This window comes from Bradyrhizobium sp. USDA3516 (genome assembly GCF_057651995.1).
The window spans coordinates 819,088-834,816 of record NZ_JBYGYN010000001.1; the positions used below are offsets into that span (position 1 = coordinate 819,088).

Sequence of the window (15,729 nt, forward strand, 5' to 3'; positions counted from 1 at the left end):
GAGGCAACATGAAACAAAGACTGGGCTATCTGGCGCTGCCGCTGCTGATCACGGCCACGTTCACGAACGCGGCACGCGCCGACGGCGAGACCATCGCCGTCTTCACCAAGAACCAGACCAACCCGTTCTTCCAGACGGTGCGGGTCGGCGCCGACAACATGGCGAAGGTGCTGAACGCGAAGACGCTACAATACATCCCGACCAAGCCGGACTCGATTCCCGAGCAGCTCAGCCAGATCGAGGACGTCGTGGTGAAGAAGCCGAGCGCGATCGTGTTCACGCCGGTCGATTACAAGGCGATGGTGCCGGGCGTCGAGAAGATCAACGAGGCCAAGATCCCGGTCGTCAACATCACCGACCGTTCTGCCGGCGGCAAGTTCCTGTCCTTCGTCGGCGCCGACGATTACAGCCTCGGCCTGGAGACCGCGCGCTTCCTGCTCAAGACGCTCGGCGGCAAGGGCAACATCGTCATCATCGAAGGCGTCAAGGGCTCGCTGACCAATGTCGACCGCGTCCGCGGCTTCAACGACGCGCTGAAGGAAGCGCCCGGCGCCAAGCTCTTGGCCTCGCAGCCCGGCAACTATCAGCGGCTGCAGGCGCTGCAGGTCATGGAGAATCTCATGCAGTCGAATTCGCAGATCGACGGCGTGCTCGCGGCCAACGACGCCATGGCGGTCGGCGCGATCGAGGCGCTCGATGGTGCCAACCGCAAGGCGCAGGTGATCGGCATCAACGGCACCAAGGAGGCGATCGACGCGATCAAGTCCGGCAAGCTGCTGGCGAGCGGCGACTACAACGGCTTTGCGCAAGGCTGCCTCGGCACCATGATGGCGATCCGCTCCCTGCGGGGCCAGCCTGTTATCAGCGAGATCGTGCTGAAGCCGACGGTCATCACCAAGGACAATTACCAGCCCTTCGACGTGCCGCTGGAGCAGCGGACCTGCCCCACCTTCGAGGACGCCGGCAAGCTCAGCGCGAAGTAGCCCCGGTCACTCCAAGCCTGGACGGCCGCAGCCCGCGGCCGTCCCAAGAACGCAGCCAAGAAACGGAGACAGCATGCTGTTCGCCATTCACGCCCTCGACCGCACCGGCGCGTTGCCGACGCGGCTCGCCAATTACGACGCCCACAAGGCTTTCCTCGGCGACACCTCACGCTTCGGCGTCAAGATCGTGATGTCCGGTCCGCTGGTGTCCGACGACCGCCAGACCATGATCGGCAGCCTGTTTCTGATCGAGGCACCCGGCCGCGCCGAGGTCGAGGCCTTCAATCGCGCCGATCCGTTTGCCGCGGCCGGGATCTGGGACAAGGTAACGATCACGGGCTTCCTGCGCCGGCAGGGATGAGACCGGCCTCATCGAAAGTTTGAAAACAACCCCATGCACAGTAGAACGGGGCTTGTTTTCGCTTACGAATTTCCGATGCACCGCGCAGCCTCGGATCCGAGGCCAATGCCGACCCGGATCGGCGGTGGATTTTGACTCGTCGGGCAAAACAGGGGCATAATGCCATCATCACCCGATGTCAGTCCCGTCCCCCGTGAGGGCAATCGCATATGGTGCTTTGCGCGAGCTGAGCGCGCGATGCGGGCTGGTGTCAGGTCCCTTCAACTGCTCATTGCCGGCGCAGCTTCTTCCAGATGGCACGCCACCCATTGCTCGGGACCCGCCGCGCGCAGCGTCGGCTCCTCCGTCCGGCAACGATCGAACACGAACGGGCAACGGGTGTGGAAGCGGCATCCCTTCGGCGGGTTGATCGGGCTCGGCACATCGCCCTTGAGGATGATGGGATTGCGCTGGACGCCGGGCTCCGGCAGCGGCACCGCCGAAAGCAGCGCCTTGGTATAGGGGTGTCTCGGCTCGGCGAAGATTTCCCGGCGCGGCGCCACCTCGACGATCTTGCCGAGATACATCACCGCGACGCGGTGGGTCATGTGCTCGACGATCGCAAGGTCGTGGCTGATGAAGAGCAGCGCGAGGCCGAACTCGCTTTGCAGATCCTGGAGCAGATTGACGATCTGCGCCTTGACCGAGACGTCGAGCGCGGAGACCGCCTCGTCGCAGACGATCAGCTCGGGCTCGGCCGCGAGCGCCCGCGCAATGCCGATGCGCTGGCGCTGGCCGCCGGAGAATTCGTGCGGCCTGCGGTTCAACGCCTCGCGCGGCAGGCGCACGGTGTCCATCAGCGACGTGACGCGCACCTCGAGGTCTTCCGCGGATTTGGCGAGGCCGAAATTGCGGATCGGCTCGGCCAGGATGTCGCGCACGCGCATGCGCGGATTGAGGCTCGAGAACGGATCCTGGAACACGACCTGCACGCGGCGGCGCATCTGGCGCATCGTGCCCGGTGCGGCGTCATCGATCCGCTGGCCGTCGAGGATGACCTGGCCCGAGGTGATCTCGAACAGCCGCAGGACGGCACGGCCGACCGTCGACTTGCCGCAGCCGGACTCACCGACCAGCGACAGCGTCTCGCCACGCGCGATCTCGAACGACACGCCGTCAACCGCATAGACGAATTCGGACTTGCGATTGAACAGGCCGGTCTTGACCGGAAAATGCTTCTTGAGGTCATTGACCTGGAGCAACGGAACACTCATGCCGCAACGGCTCCCTTGGCGGCGTAATGGCAGGCTGCGACGTGGCGCGGGCCCTTCTCTTCCAGCCCCGGCGCATATTGGCGGCAGAGATCGGTCGCGAGCGCACAGCGGCCGGCGAAGACGCAGCCGAGGATCGGCTTGCGCAGATCCGGCACCTGCCCGGGGATCTCGGCAAGCCGTCTTGCCGTGCCCGTCAGCGAGGAGCCGAGCCGCGGCACCGCGCCAAGCAAACCTTGTGTGTAGGGATGACGCGGCGAACGGAACAGCTCCGCCACCGGCGCCTCCTCCACCTTGCGGCCGGCATACATCACCATGACGCGCTCGGCGATCTCGGCGACGACGCCGAGGTCGTGGGTGATCAGGATGATGGCCGCGCCGACCCGGCTCTTCAGATCCAGCATCAGCTTGAGGATCTGCGCCTGGATCGTCACGTCGAGCGCGGTGGTCGGCTCGTCCGCAATGAGAAGCTTCGGATTGCAGGCCAGCGCAACCGCGATCATCACGCGCTGGCGCATGCCGCCGGACAGCTGGTGCGGATATTCGCCAACGCGCCGTTTCGGCTCGGGAATGCCGACCAGCGTCAGCATCTCGACCGCATGCGCCTCCGCCGCCTGCTTGTCGAGGCCCTGATGGATCATCAAGGTCTCGCGGATCTGGCGGCCGACGGTGAGCACCGGGTTCAGGCTCGTCATCGGTTCCTGAAAGATCATCGAGATGTCGTTGCCACGGATCGCGCGCATCTCGCGGTCGGACAGCTTCAGGAGATCCCTGCCCGCGAAGCGGATGCTGCCTGCGATCCGGCCCGGCGGCTCCGGAATCAGCCGCATCAAGGACATCGACGTCACCGACTTGCCGCAGCCGGACTCGCCGACGATGGCGAGCGTCTCGCCCTCGTTGACATGGAAGGACACTCCGTCGACCGCGCGGTTGATGCCGCCGGGCGTGCGGAAATGGGTCTGGAGGTTCTCGACTTCGAGCAAAGCCATCGCGATCAGCCTCGATCCATCACGGGCAACATCACAGACACCATCACAGGCTCTTGGCCATGCGCGGGTCGAGCGCATCGCGGAGGCCGTCGCCGAGCAGATTCACGGCGAGCACGGTGACGGACAGGAACGCCGCCGGGAAGAACACGATGTAGGGCTTCACCTGCCAGAGCGCGCGGCCCTCGGCCATGATGTTGCCCCATGACGGGATGGTCGGCGGAGTGCCGGCGCCGATGAAGGACAGGATCGCCTCCGTGATCATGGCGCTGGCGCAGATGTAGGTCGCCTGCACCAGCATCGGCGCAACCGTGTTTGGCAGGATGTGGCGCAGGATGATCATCGGAGTGCGCGTGCCGCAGGCTACCGCCGCGTCCACATAGGGCTGCTCGCGCAGGGACAGCACGACGCTGCGGACGAGGCGCGAGACGCGCGGGATCTCGGCGACGGTGATCGCCAGGATGACGTTGCCGACGCTGCCGCGCGTCAGGGCCATCAACGCGATTGCCAGCAGGATCGGCGGGATCGACATCAGCCCGTCCATGAACCGCATCAGGATGCCGTCGGCCCAGCGGATGAAGCCGGAGACCATGCCGATGGCAAGGCCGATCGCCGAGGCGAAGATCGCGACCGACAGGCCGACCGTGAGCGAGACGCGCGCGCCGTACAGCACGCGCGAATAGATGTCGCGGCCGAGCACGTCGGTGCCGAACCAGAAATCGGCAGACGGCGCGCGGGTGCGCTTGGCGGGCGCGAGCGCGGTCGGGTCGACCGTGCCGAGGTACGGCGCAAAGATCGCGATCAGCACCAGCGTCAGCAGCAATGCGCCGCCGATCGCGACCGTCGGGTGGCCGCGCAGGAGGCCGACGAAGCCGCGCCGTATCCTGACCGGCCGCAGGATCTCGGGCAGTTGCGGCGCAAGGACGAGGCCGGCCGGAAGCGAATGCGGGTTGACGGTGGTGTCGGTCAATATCGGATCCTCGGGTCAACGAGCGTGTAGACGACGTCGATCATCAGATTGACGAGGACGTAGACGAAGCTGAACAGCAGCACGATGCCCTGGATCACCGGATAGTCACGGCGCAGGATGGCATCGATGGTGAGGCGGCCGAGGCCGGGGATCGCGAACACGCTCTCGGTCACGACCGCGCCGCCGATCAGGAGCGCGATGCCGATCCCGATCACGGTGACGATCGGCACCGCCGCGTTCTTCAGGGCGTGAATGAACAGGATGCCGCCCTGCCCGAGGCCCTTGGCCTTGGCCGTGCGGATATAGTCCTGCTGCAGCACTTCGAGCATGGCTGCCCGCGTGATGCGGGCGACCAGCGCGATATAGACGCAGCCCAGCGCAATCGCCGGCAGGATCAGGTTTTCCAGCCACGGCCAGAAACCCTGGCTGAGCGGCGTGTAGCCCTGCACAGGCAGCCATTCCAGCTCCAGCGCGAAGATGTAGGCGAGCATGTAGCCGACCACGAAGACGGGCAGCGAGAAGCCGAACACGGCAAAGCCCATGATGACGCGATCGATCAGGCTGCCGGCCTTCCATGCCGCCACCACGCCGAGCGGCACGGCCACCACGATCGTGAGCAGCAGCGTGACGATCATCAGCGACAGCGTCGGTCCGAGACGCTGCCCGATCATCGCCGACACCGGCAGGTTGGTGAAGATCGAGGTGCCGAGATCGCCGTGCAGGATGCGCCAGACCCAGCCTCCGAACTGGACCAGGAAGGGCCGGTCCAGCCCGAGGCTCTGGCGGATGCGCTCCACATCCTCCGGGCTCGCCTGATCGCCCGCAATCACCACGGCCGGATCACCGGGCGCGATGTAGAGCAGGCTGAACACGAACAGCGCGACGATGGCCATGACCGGCAAGGTCGCGGCGATGCGGCGGAGGATGTAGGAGAGCATCTGGCCTCAGTGCACAATCATGCCGACTTCGACACGCCCCAGAAGAACGGCAGCGGTCCCTTGGCAACGCCGGAGACGTTCTTGCGCCACGCGGTGTAGCTCAGGAAGAAGCCCGTGGGCGCGTAAACGACGTCATCGAGCGCCGCCTTGTTGAGGCGGCCCATGGCGGCCTTCTCCTCGTCGACGTTCTTGGCCTCGAACCACGAGGCGACCTCCTTTTCGGTGGCCGCGCTGGTGGGCCAGCCGAACCAGGCCTTGTCGCCGTTGGCACGAATGGCGGTGTAGGGAGCCGGATTGACGCAATCCGCGCCGGCGTGCCAGGTGTGGAACATGTTCCAGCCGCCCTGTCCCGGCGGCGTCTTCTGCGCGCGGCGGGAGCCGACCGTGCCCCAATCGGTTGCGACGAAGTCGACATTCATGCCGAGCTTCTTGAGCAGGTCGGCGGTGACGTCGCCCATCGCCTTGGTGATCGGCTGGTCCTGCGCGACGAGGCACGTCACCGGCTGGCCGGAATAGCCGCTCTCGGCGAGCAGCTTCTTGGCGGCGTCCAGATCGCGCTTGCCCTTCAGAATCTCGCCGCCCACTTCGGTGTAGAGCGGCGTATCCGGCGTGAAGTAGCCGGGCAGCGGCTTCCACAGTGAATTGTCGTCGCCGACGATCGCGCGCATGTAGTCTTCCTGGCTGAGCGCCATCAGCACCGCACGCCGCGCCTTGACGTCGTTGAACGGCGGATAGAGGAAGTTCATGCGGAACGAGCCGATATTGCCGAGGGGATCGCCGATATCGACGCTGATGTTCTTGTTCTTCTTCAGGACCGGAACGAGATCCGCGATCGGGTTCTCCCACCAGTCGATCTCACCGTTCTGCAACGCGGCCGCCGCGGTTGCCGGATCCGGCATGATCACCCACTCGACGCGGTCGACCATCACCTGCTTGCCACCGGCCAGCCATGACGCCTTCTCCTGCCGCGGTGAATAGTCGGCGAATTTCTCGAACACGGCCTTGGCGCCGGGGACCCACTCGCTCTTGGCGAACTTCAGCGGACCGGAGCCGACATATTCAGAAATCTGCTTGAACGGATCGGTCTGCGCGATGCGCTCCGGCATGATGAAGCTGCAAGGCGAATTGTTCTTGCCGAGCGCGTAGAGCAATTTCGGGAAGGGCTGCTTCAGCACCCATTTGAAGGTGCGGTCGTCGACGGCCGTGAGCTCCTGCTGCAGCGCCTTGATCATCAGGCCCATCGGATCGCGCGCCGACCAGCGCGTCAGGCTTGCCACGACGTCCTTGCTGAGCACCGGCTCGCCATCGTGGAACTTGAGGCCGGGCCGCAGCTTGAACGTCCAGGTGGTGCCGTCGTCGGTCACTTCCTCGGACTCGACCATCTGCCGCTGCGGCCGGAACGAGGAATCGATGCCGTAGAGCGTGTCCCAGACCATCGCGGCGGCATTGCGCACGACATATTGCGTGCCCCAGATCGGGTCGAAATTGGCGAGATTGGCCTGGGGCACGAAACGCAGGGTGCGCGCCGAGGCACCCTGGGCAATCGCCGGGGCCGACAGGCCACCCGTCAATGCCAGGCTGCCCGCGCCAGCCAGTCCCTTCAATACCGTCCTGCGATCCATGAAGTCCTCCCAGTAGTGCCGTGATGCCAGCTGTTCATTGGCAAAGGGCAAGTGAAGCCGAGCCCATTTGCAAGCAAATGGTATGCCACTAAATGCGGCTTCGCCAGCGGGATCTCATCCCATTTGGCCGGTCCAGGAGCGCGAGTCACAGAGCGGCCGCCAGCACCGGCCGGGTCTCGATGTGGGGGATCGCCTCGACCAGTTTGCGCGTGTAGTCCGTCTTCGGATTATCGAACAGAGCCCGGCTCTCGCCCTGCTCCACGATGCCGCCGTTGCGCAGCACGATGGTGCGGTCGCACAGCATGCGCACGACATTGAGATCATGGCTGACGAACAGCAGCGCGATGTCGTTTTCACGCCGGAGGCGATCGAGCAGCTGCAGCACAACCGCCTGCACCGAGACGTCGAGCGCGGCGGTGGGCTCGTCCAGCACCAGGAGCCGCGGCCGGCAGGCGATGGCGCGGGCAATGCCGACGCGGGCCTTCTGCCCGCCGGAGAGCTGATGTGGAAACCGCGGCAACAGATCGAGCGGCAGTCCGACCCGCTCGGCGCATTCTTCCACCCGTCTGCGCAAGCCTTCGCCCGAGCGCATGCCGTCGAGCCGCATCAAGGGGTGGGCAACGCAATCGAACGCCGTGAAGCGCGGATTGAGGCTCTCGTTGGGGTCCTGAAAGACCATCTGGATGTCTTTGCGCAGCGGCGAGCGGTGGAAATCGCGCGCCGCCACGTGCCCGATCGACTGCCCGTCGAACACGATGTCGCCCTCGCTCGGATCGATCAGGCGGCAGATCATGCGCGAGGTCGTGCTCTTGCCCGAGCCGGACTCGCCGACCAGCCCGACACTCTCGCCGCCCGCCATCGTCATCGAGAAGTCGGCAACCGCGGCGGAGCCCTGGTCGAAACGTTTTGCCAGTTTACGCACTTCCAGCAGCGGCGGGGTCCCGTGCGCGGGTTCCTGCCTGGGCCTGGTGACCACAGCGGCGTGACGCTCTCTCTCCTCCTCCGTCACGAGATCTTGGATCCGCGACGTCGCCGTCGGCGATGCCGCAACCAGGCGCCTCGTATAGGGGTGCTGTGGCGCGCTGAAGAGAATGCCCGGGCTCGCCTCCTCGACGATGCGGCCGCGCTCCATCACGGCGATGCGGCGGCAATAGCGCGCCGCAAGGCCGAGGTCGTGCGTGATCAGGATCGTCGCCATGCCTCGCGCGGCGGCAATGTCTGCCAAGAGATCCATCACCACCTTCTGCGTGGTGACGTCGAGGCCGGTGGTCGGCTCGTCCGCGATGAGCAGTGCAGGATTGCAGGAGATCGCGATCGCGATCATGACGCGCTGGCACATGCCGCCGGAGAGCTCGTGCGGATAGGCGTTCATCCGCGTCTCGGGATCGCGGATCTGGACGGCGCGCAAGAGGTCCAGCGCCTCGGCACGCGCCGCCTCTTTCGAGATGCGCTTGTGGGTGAGGATCGCGTCCGCGATCTGCAGGCCGATCGCGCGGATTGGATTGAGCGCCGCCCGCGGATTCTGGAAGATCATCGACATCGCGGCGCCCTGCAGCTGGCGCAGATCATCGCCGCGAAGCTTGGTGACGTCCTGCCCGCGAAACAGGATCTTGCCGCCGGTGACGCGGCCGGCTGCATCGAGCAGCCGGGTCGTCGCAAAGCCGGTGACCGACTTGCCCGAGCCGCTCTCGCCGACGAGGCCGAGCATCTCGCCGGCCTTCACCGTGAGCGTGACGCCGCGCACGGCCTCGACCACTCCCCGCCGCGTCGAGAATGCGACGTGGAGGTCGTCGATCCTGAGCAGGTCCTCGCTCATGTGCGCATCCGGGGATCGAGAATGTCCCGCATCCCGTCGCCGAGGAGGTTGAAGCACAGCACCGCCAGCATCAGCGCAAGGCCGGGAAAGGCCACCAGCCACCAGCGTCCGGTCGAGATGAAGCGCGCCCCTTCCGCGACCATGATGCCCCATTCCGGCGTCGGCGGCTTGACGCCGAGGCCGATGAAGGACAGGCCGGCGGCATTGAGAATGGCCCAGCCCAGATTGAGCGAGATCTGCACAGCCATTGCGGGCAGGATGTTCGGCAGCAGGAAGCGCAGCACCACCGAGAAATGGCTCTCGCCGCAGGCGCGCGCGGCTTCGACCCAGCCGACATTGCGGCGGACGTTGACCTCGGCGCGCGCGAAGCGGATGTAGAACGGAAGATTGATGATCGCGGTCGCGATCACGATGTTCTCGATTCGGTTGCCGAGCGCGGCGACCATCGCCATCGCCAGCACGAACAACGGGAAGGCCATCATGACGTCGACGAAGCGGCCGACGGCGCGATCGAGCCGTCCGCCGGCATAGCCGCAGAACGCGCCGACCACGGCCCCGATCACGAACGAGATTCCGACCGCGGAGACTGCGATGGCAAGGTCGAGCCGCGCGGCGATGATGAGACGGCTGAACACGTCGCGCCCGAGCTGGTCGGTACCGGCAATGTGCGCCGCGCTCGGCGGCAGCAGCGCCTCCGAGACGTTGGAGGCCACGGGATCGTAGGGCACGATCCACGGTCCGAAGATCGCGACCAGGACGAACAGCGTCACTCCGGCCGCCGCCACCGCCGTGAGCGGATTGCCGCGCAGGATCCAGACCGAATGGCGAAGTGTGGCGCTGGTCATTCGATCGACACCCTGGGATCGGCGATGCCGTAGCAGATGTCCACGACGAGATTGACCAGCACGAACAGGCTGGCCATCAGCAGCACGAAGCCCTGCACCGGCGCATAGTCGGACGACAGCAGCGCATCGAGCGCATAGGAGGCAACGCCCGGCCAGGAGAACACTTTCTCCACCAGCACATTGGCGCCCAGCATGGTCGAGAACACGATGCCGGCGATGGTGATGACGGGCAGGATCGCGTTGCGGAGCGCGTAGGTGACGACCACCTTGCGCCAGGACAATCCGACCGAACGTGCGGTGCGCACGAAATCGCTGCCGAGCGAGACCAGCATCGAGGCCCGGGTGATCCGCGCCAGCGGCGCGATCACGAACAGCGCCATGCTCACCGCCGGCAGGATCAACTGCCTGCAGGCCGCCCACCAGCCCTCGAAATCGCCGGCAAGCAGGAAATCGATCGAGAGGAAGCCGGTGCGCTGCGGCGGCAGCGAGGTGAAGACGTCGATGCGCCCGGTCGGATCAGGGGCCAGCCCGAACAGATAATAGAAGACGTAGATCAAGAGCAGGCCCGAGACGAAGGTCGGCACGCAGACGCCGAGTGCGCAGAACAGCCGCACGCCGTGGTCGATGATCGATCCTGGCCGCAGCGCCGCCAGCACCCCAAGCGGCACTGCCGCGATCAGCGCGATCAGCAGTGCGGTGAAGGTGAGCTCCAGCGAGGCCGGCAATCGCTCGCGCAGATCCTTCAGCACCGGCTGCCCCGTCATCATCGAGCGGCCGAGATTGCCGCGGCCGATGTCGGAGAGATAGAACACGAGCTGCTCCGGCACGGATTTGTCGAGCCCCATCTGCTTGCGGATCTGCTCGATCTCCTCCTTGCCGGCATTGGGCCCCGAAGCGAAGAACACCGCGGGGTCGCCGGGCAGGACGCGCATCAACAGGAAGGTGAAGACCAGCACGCCGAACAGCGCCGGCAGCGACGACAACAGCCGCCTGCCCGCCCGCACCATCGTTGCACCAAGTCCGGTCGTCACCATTCAGCGTCCCTGCTGGCCGCAAGCGTCACTTGCGGCTGACATCGCGATAATCCACTTGGCGATGGAACTCGTAAGTGTAGCCTTCGATCGACGGCGCCATCACCGCGTCCTGATTGGGCTGCCACAGCATGATCTGCGGCATCAGGTCGACATGCATCGCATTGAGCTTGCGGCCGGCTTCCTCGTACTTGGCCTTGTCCGGCTCGAAGCGGGCCTCCTGCGCAATCGCGGCAAGGTCCGGATTGTTGATCGAAGAGTAGTTCCAGCGCTGACTGCCGGTGTAGAAGTTGCGGTAGAAATAGTCGGTCGACGGCAGCCAGGCGACGATGCCTTCGGTGAAGAACGGCAGCTTCTTCTCGTTGATCTGCGTCGACATCTGCGCGTCCGGCAGCTTCTGGATGTCGACCTTGATGCCGATTTTGCCAAGCGATTCCTTGACGAGGGCGGCCATCGGCTCGGCCGTGGCGGCCTGGCCGACATTGAAGCTGAAGGTGGTCGAGAAGCCTTCGGGGAGACCGGCGGCCTTCAGATACTCCCTGGCCTTGTCGAGATCCAACTTCACCGGCTGCTGGAACGGATAGATGCCGTTCAGCGACTTGCCGTCCGGCCAGGTCGCGCCAAACAGCGGCGCGCCGCGGCCGAACAGGGCCGCCTTGAACATGTCCTCATAGGGCAGCGCGGAAGCGATGGCGCGGCGGACATTGACGTTGTCGAAGGGCGGGATCTGGTTGTTCATCGAGACGTAGGTGACCGCGTTGTATTGCGGCGTCGAGATCACCTTGAGCTTGCCCTTGGCCTCCAGCGACTGCACGTCGCTGGCCTGAAGATCGAGCACGAGATCGGCATCGCCGCGCTCGACGAGGTTGGCACGGGTCGCCGGCTCCGGCACCGACTGCACGATGACGCGCTTGAAGTACGCCGGCTTGCCTGGCGATCCGCGGTTCCAGGCCTCGTTGCGCTTGATGATCACCTGCTCGCCGGGCTTGAAGCTCTCGACCGCATAGGCGCCGCTGCCGGCGGTGTTCTCCTTCAGCCAGGCCGTGGCCCAGGGATCGTCAGCCGTCGCGTGCTCCTTCGCCACTTTCGAGTTGATGATCATCGGGTAGACGGTGGCGAGATTGGGCAGCGCAAGCTTGTCGGGTTTTGGCAGCGTCACCTCGATGGTGAGCGGATCGATCACCTTGAACTGGTCAGCCGACGTCAGCGAGCCCGTCAGCAGCTGCGCCTTGCCGAGGATCGGCGCGGTGACGCAGCGGTCGAGCGACCACTTGACGTCCTCGGCGGTAACAGGCGAGCCGTCCTGGAACTTTGCATCCTTGCGCAGGCGGAAGGTGATCTTCAGGCCGTCGGGACTGACGTCGTAGGATTCGGCGAGCTCGCCGGTGATCGTGTCGAGGTCGAACACCCATTTGCCGTTGAGCTGCTTGCGACCGAATGCCACCAGCCGGTCATAGGTGCTCATGCTGAGTGCGAAGGATTCGCGGGTCGAGCCGGGAATGTTGGGATCGAGCGTGTTGACGGACGCGCCGGTGACGTAGCGCAACGTCTCGGCCCGGGTTTGCGCCTGCGAAGGCGCGGTGGCGACGAGCAACAGCGCGGTGGTGGCGAGGACGGACGACGCCAACCTGAAAGACACAAAGCGCATTGGTTTTTCCCTGAATTTCGAACGAGAACGCCAGCAAGGCAGCTTCAGAAGGAAGCAAGTTGCGCGCCAGTCTGATGGGCTGTTTCGAACGACGCGACCTCGCGACGGCGCATGGGTGATCACAGGGATTCCCCCATTTCTCGCGCCTGACGCGTCACCACGGCCTGCGGCACGTCATAGGCGCTGAGCGAATCCCAGTGCCGTGCGACATCGGCGCGAAACAGGCCGCGCGTCAGGCCGTGGACCAGCTTTGGAACGGCGGTCGTCATCGCGTTGATCGACGACCCCGACGGGCCGAAGCTCATGGTCGAGGCGATGGCGAAGAGATGGACGTCGGCGATCCACGGCGTCGTTCCCGGCACACGCTCGGTGAAGGCATAGTCGTCGGCGAGGTAGGGAAATCGGCCGAGCCGTTCGTTGCGTTCGTCTTCCGGCGGCTGATAGCGGTCGGTCCAGGTCGCGATGTTGCCGGCACATTTGGCGAGCTCACCGCGGCCGGCAAAGTCCATGTCGATGCCGGTGCCGCAGATGACGAAATCGGCGGTGACCGCGCCGCGCGGCGTCTGGAGTTCAACGCCGCTATCGGTCTTGCGCGCGGCTTCGACCGGCGCGCCTTCGTGCAGTGTGAAGTTGGCGTGACGCGCGCAGCGGTCATAGGTCGGCTGCGGAAATCCTTCCCGCATCTCGAGGATCTTGCGCATGAAGCGCCAGCGCCAGGCATCGTCGAGATCGCTGAGATGACGCAGGAAGCCGCGAAAGGTCAGCCAACGATAGGGCTGGATCACCTGGATCTGCGCACGGCGGCATAGCAGGTGTACCTCAGCGGCACCGGCCTCCAACGCAGTCGCCGCATTGTCGAAAGCGGAGGCGCCGGCACCGATCACGGCGACGCGCTTGCCGCGCAGGCTTTCGAAATCGATGTCGTCGGCGACGGTCGCAACTGAGCTCGGCGGCAGATGCGTCAGCTGCTCCGGAATCATCCAGCCGCCCATTCCCTCCTGACCCGTCGCCAGCACGATCTTGCGGGCATGGAGCGTTTCGACCTCTGCTCCCCGTTTCACCCGCGCAGCGAGCAGGCCGTCAGCCGCCGGCGCGATCTCGAACAGCTCGCAAGCGTTGCGCACCGGCAAGCCGACCGTGCGCCGCAGCCAGAGCAGATACTCCGCCCAATGCTCGCGCGCGATGAGGCCGAGCTCCTGCCAGCTCGCCTTGCCGAAGCGGGCCTCGTGCCAGGATTGGTAGGTCAGGCTGGGGATGTCGAGGTCCGGGCCGGTGTAGTCCTTCGGGCTACGCAACGTCGGCATCCGGGCATAGGTGAGCCACGGGCCCTCCTTGCCCGCCTCGGCCTTGTCGATCAGCAGAATATTGCTGACGCGCGAGCGCAGCAGGCCGAAGCCGATGGCGATGCCGGACTGACCCGCCCCGACGATGAGGACATCCAGCGCCGGCTTGCCGTCCGGGCCCGTTTTCGGTTCGAGCCACGCCGCGCCGGGATGCGTGATCATCGCCAGATCGGCGCGAATATCGGCTTCGAGCTGGGTGAGCGCCTCACTCATGCCGCCAGCCAGCCTCCGTCGACCACCATCACGGTGCCGGTCGTGAACGACGAGGCATCGCTGGCGAGATGCAGCGCGGTCTGCGCGATCTCTTCCGCCTGGCCGAACCGCTTCATGGCGTGGCGGTTGCGCGAGGCCTCGCGCACGTCCTCGGAATTGGCGTGACGGGCAAAGCTGCGGCGAAGCATCGGCGTGTCGATCGCACCGGGTGCGATTGCGTTGACGCGAATGCCGTCGGTTGCGAAATCAACCGCCATGGTCCGCGTCAGGCTGACGATCGCGCCCTTGGCCGCGATATAGGCGCTGTTGCCCTTGCCGCCGGCAATGGCGAGCTGCGATGCCAGCGTGATGATCGACCCGTTGCCCTGCCGCTGCATCTGCGGCACCGCGGCCCGCGCCCACAGCCAGGTGCCGCCGACATTGGCACGGAACACGGCATCCCAGTCGTCCAGGCTCGTCGTCAGCACCGTGCCGCCGCAGGAGAAGCCGGCCGCGGTCATCAGGATGTCGAGCCGGCCGTGCCGGGCCACGACGTCGCTGGCGACCGTCTCGGCGAAGACGCCATCGCCGACGTCGCCGACATGCGTCGTTGCCTCGCCGATGAGGCTCAGCGTGTCCTGAAGGCCCGCGGCATCACGATCGACCAGAGCCAGGCGCGCGCCCTCCTCCGCAAACAATTTTGCGCTGGCGCGGCCGATGCCCGAGCCCGCGCCGGTGATGATGGCCGTGCGCCCCTGCAGCCGCATCTCAGATCCACTCCTTGTGCTGCGTTAGCCAGGCGTTCATCGCCGCGGCGGACTCGGCGCAGCCGAAACGGGCGCGCCAGCCGAATTCGTCGGCCATTCGCGCGACCGAGAGCGGCGCGCGATAGGGGCCATGCAGCTTGATGGCGGTTTTCTCTCCAGGCGCGGCGAGCCGGCACTCCAGGCCGGGATGCAACGCTGCGAACGCCTCGCCCCACTGCAATGCGGGCCACGCCCCGCCGTTCGAAATGTTGTACAGCCGGTGACGGGGGCGCTCGGCTTCGACCAGAATCGCGACAGCTTCGGCAGCGTCCGGTGCGTAAGTCCAGTCTCGAAGACCCGGCTCCGGCATGATGGCCGGCTCGCCGCGCGCGAATGCGGCCAATATCTGATACTGGAGGCTCGGCGTATCGCGGACTGAACCGGGGCGCTCCCACGGCCCGAAGACCGCAGTCAACCGCACACTCAGGAAATCACCGCCAAAGAGCTCGGCGTAGCGTGCCACCGATCGCTCCGAGGTGAACTTGCTGATGGCGTAGAACGAGACGGGATCGCAGGGCGTTTCCTCGTCCAGAATGTCGACGCGCGCACCCGCGGCGCCGTAGGCCGACGCCGACGACAGATTCACGACGCGGCGAACATTATGCCGGATCGCGGCTTGCAGGATCGGGATCTGCGCCATGACGTTGATCTCGAGAACGCGCGCGGGCGATGCCCGTTCGAGGTCATCGCCGGCGGTGACTGCCGCGCCGAGCACGATCGCATCGCAGCCCTTTGCGATCAGGGCATCGATGCTGTCTACATCGGTGATATCGGCCTGCACGACTTTAAATCGTGCGCCGTAGTCAGCGAGAGATCGCTGCGCACTCGCCGGCAACGCCGCACGGTCATACAGCGTCACCTCGTGCCGACGCGCGAGCAGCGCCTCGGCCAGATTGAGGCCGACAAAGCCGGTGCCACCGAAGATGACGATCTTCATC

14 protein-coding genes are annotated in these 15,729 nt (G+C 65.7%); 2 read left to right on the plus strand and 12 right to left on the minus strand.

Translation table 11 applies throughout. The annotated features are described in order from the left end of the window. The first annotated feature begins 8 nt into the window (after nucleotides 1–8). The gene (locus tag AC24YW_RS04010; RefSeq protein WP_487481487.1) at nucleotides 9–983 is read left to right on the plus strand and encodes a sugar ABC transporter substrate-binding protein; all 975 of its coding nucleotides are present in this window, start codon (nucleotides 9–11) and stop codon (nucleotides 981–983) included. A 73-nt stretch (nucleotides 984–1,056) separates the two neighbouring features. Further along, the gene (locus AC24YW_RS04015; RefSeq protein WP_487481488.1) at nucleotides 1,057–1,344 is read left to right on the plus strand and encodes a YciI family protein; all 288 of its coding nucleotides are present in this window, start codon (nucleotides 1,057–1,059) and stop codon (nucleotides 1,342–1,344) included. Nucleotides 1,345–1,604: 260 nt separating this feature from the next. Here AC24YW_RS04015 and AC24YW_RS04020 read toward each other — a convergent pair whose 3' ends face one another. The 12 genes from AC24YW_RS04020 to AC24YW_RS04075 all read right to left on the minus strand — a co-directional run bounded on the left by AC24YW_RS04020 (nucleotide 1,605) and on the right by AC24YW_RS04075 (nucleotide 15,728). Next, the gene (locus AC24YW_RS04020; RefSeq protein WP_487481489.1) at nucleotides 1,605–2,597 is read right to left on the minus strand and encodes an ABC transporter ATP-binding protein; all 993 of its coding nucleotides are present in this window, start codon (nucleotides 2,595–2,597) and stop codon (nucleotides 1,605–1,607) included. Then, the gene (locus AC24YW_RS04025) at nucleotides 2,594–3,583 is read right to left on the minus strand and encodes an ABC transporter ATP-binding protein (RefSeq protein ID WP_487481490.1); all 990 of its coding nucleotides are present in this window, start codon (nucleotides 3,581–3,583) and stop codon (nucleotides 2,594–2,596) included. Before AC24YW_RS04025 ends, AC24YW_RS04020 begins: the two co-directional genes overlap by 4 nt. A gap of 43 nt (nucleotides 3,584–3,626) precedes the next feature. Beyond that, entirely contained in the window at nucleotides 3,627–4,550 is a 924-nt protein-coding gene (locus AC24YW_RS04030; RefSeq protein ID WP_487481491.1) for an ABC transporter permease, read from the minus strand. Beyond that, a complete protein-coding gene (locus AC24YW_RS04035) occupies nucleotides 4,547–5,488 on the minus strand; it encodes an ABC transporter permease (protein ID WP_487481492.1) in 942 nt (313 codons plus the stop codon). Before AC24YW_RS04035 ends, AC24YW_RS04030 begins: the two co-directional genes overlap by 4 nt. 17 nt (nucleotides 5,489–5,505) lie before the next feature. Then, on the minus strand, nucleotides 5,506–7,110 hold the full coding sequence (locus tag AC24YW_RS04040) for an ABC transporter substrate-binding protein (RefSeq protein ID WP_487481493.1): 1,605 nt from the start codon (nucleotides 7,108–7,110) through the stop codon (nucleotides 5,506–5,508). Between the two features lie 145 nt (nucleotides 7,111–7,255). Beyond that, nucleotides 7,256–8,926, minus strand: a complete 1,671-nt coding sequence (nikE, locus tag AC24YW_RS04045) for a nickel ABC transporter ATP-binding protein NikE (protein WP_487481494.1) — start codon at nucleotides 8,924–8,926, stop codon at nucleotides 7,256–7,258. Then, entirely contained in the window at nucleotides 8,923–9,771 is an 849-nt protein-coding gene (locus AC24YW_RS04050) for an ABC transporter permease (RefSeq protein ID WP_036005271.1), read from the minus strand. The genes nikE and AC24YW_RS04050 overlap by 4 nt, the downstream gene beginning before the upstream one ends. Next, nucleotides 9,768–10,802 (minus strand): ABC transporter permease, encoded by a 1,035-nt coding sequence (locus AC24YW_RS04055; RefSeq protein WP_370103207.1) that lies wholly within the window; start codon nucleotides 10,800–10,802, stop codon nucleotides 9,768–9,770. Before AC24YW_RS04055 ends, AC24YW_RS04050 begins: the two co-directional genes overlap by 4 nt. A gap of 28 nt (nucleotides 10,803–10,830) precedes the next feature. Next, nucleotides 10,831–12,450 carry an ABC transporter substrate-binding protein gene (locus tag AC24YW_RS04060; protein ID WP_487481495.1) on the minus strand — a complete coding sequence of 540 codons (1,620 nt, stop codon included), beginning with the start codon at nucleotides 12,448–12,450 and terminating at the stop codon, nucleotides 10,831–10,833. A 119-nt stretch (nucleotides 12,451–12,569) separates the two neighbouring features. Next, the gene (locus tag AC24YW_RS04065) at nucleotides 12,570–14,006 is read right to left on the minus strand and encodes an NAD(P)-binding domain-containing protein (protein ID WP_487481496.1); all 1,437 of its coding nucleotides are present in this window, start codon (nucleotides 14,004–14,006) and stop codon (nucleotides 12,570–12,572) included. Then, entirely contained in the window at nucleotides 14,003–14,752 is a 750-nt protein-coding gene (locus tag AC24YW_RS04070) for an SDR family oxidoreductase (protein ID WP_487481497.1), read from the minus strand. Before AC24YW_RS04070 ends, AC24YW_RS04065 begins: the two co-directional genes overlap by 4 nt. 1 nt (nucleotide 14,753) lies before the next feature. Further along, nucleotides 14,754–15,728: an NAD-dependent epimerase/dehydratase family protein gene (locus AC24YW_RS04075; protein WP_487481498.1), complete on the minus strand. Its 975-nt coding sequence runs from the start codon at nucleotides 15,726–15,728 to the stop codon at nucleotides 14,754–14,756. Nucleotide 15,729: the final 1 nt, after the last annotated feature.

Bases quoted from the DNA above. Each gene is read 5' to 3' on its own strand.
- AC24YW_RS04010 (WP_487481487.1), top strand. From the start codon at position 9: ATGAAACAAAGACTGGGCTATCTGGCGCTGCCGCTGCTGATCACGGCC.
- AC24YW_RS04015 (WP_487481488.1), top strand. From the start codon at position 1,057: ATGCTGTTCGCCATTCACGCCCTCGACCGCACCGGCGCGTTGCCGACG.
- AC24YW_RS04020 (WP_487481489.1), bottom strand. From the start codon at position 2,597: ATGAGTGTTCCGTTGCTCCAGGTCAATGACCTCAAGAAGCATTTTCCG.
- AC24YW_RS04025 (WP_487481490.1), bottom strand. From the start codon at position 3,583: ATGGCTTTGCTCGAAGTCGAGAACCTCCAGACCCATTTCCGCACGCCC.
- AC24YW_RS04035 (WP_487481492.1), bottom strand. From the start codon at position 5,488: ATGCTCTCCTACATCCTCCGCCGCATCGCCGCGACCTTGCCGGTCATG.
- AC24YW_RS04040 (WP_487481493.1), bottom strand. From the start codon at position 7,110: ATGGATCGCAGGACGGTATTGAAGGGACTGGCTGGCGCGGGCAGCCTG.
- nikE (WP_487481494.1), bottom strand. From the start codon at position 8,926: ATGAGCGAGGACCTGCTCAGGATCGACGACCTCCACGTCGCATTCTCG.
- AC24YW_RS04050 (WP_036005271.1), bottom strand. From the start codon at position 9,771: ATGACCAGCGCCACACTTCGCCATTCGGTCTGGATCCTGCGCGGCAAT.
- AC24YW_RS04060 (WP_487481495.1), bottom strand. From the start codon at position 12,450: ATGCGCTTTGTGTCTTTCAGGTTGGCGTCGTCCGTCCTCGCCACCACC.
- AC24YW_RS04065 (WP_487481496.1), bottom strand. From the start codon at position 14,006: ATGAGTGAGGCGCTCACCCAGCTCGAAGCCGATATTCGCGCCGATCTG.
- AC24YW_RS04070 (WP_487481497.1), bottom strand. From the start codon at position 14,752: ATGCGGCTGCAGGGGCGCACGGCCATCATCACCGGCGCGGGCTCGGGC.
- AC24YW_RS04075 (WP_487481498.1), bottom strand. From the start codon at position 15,728: ATGAAGATCGTCATCTTCGGTGGCACCGGCTTTGTCGGCCTCAATCTG.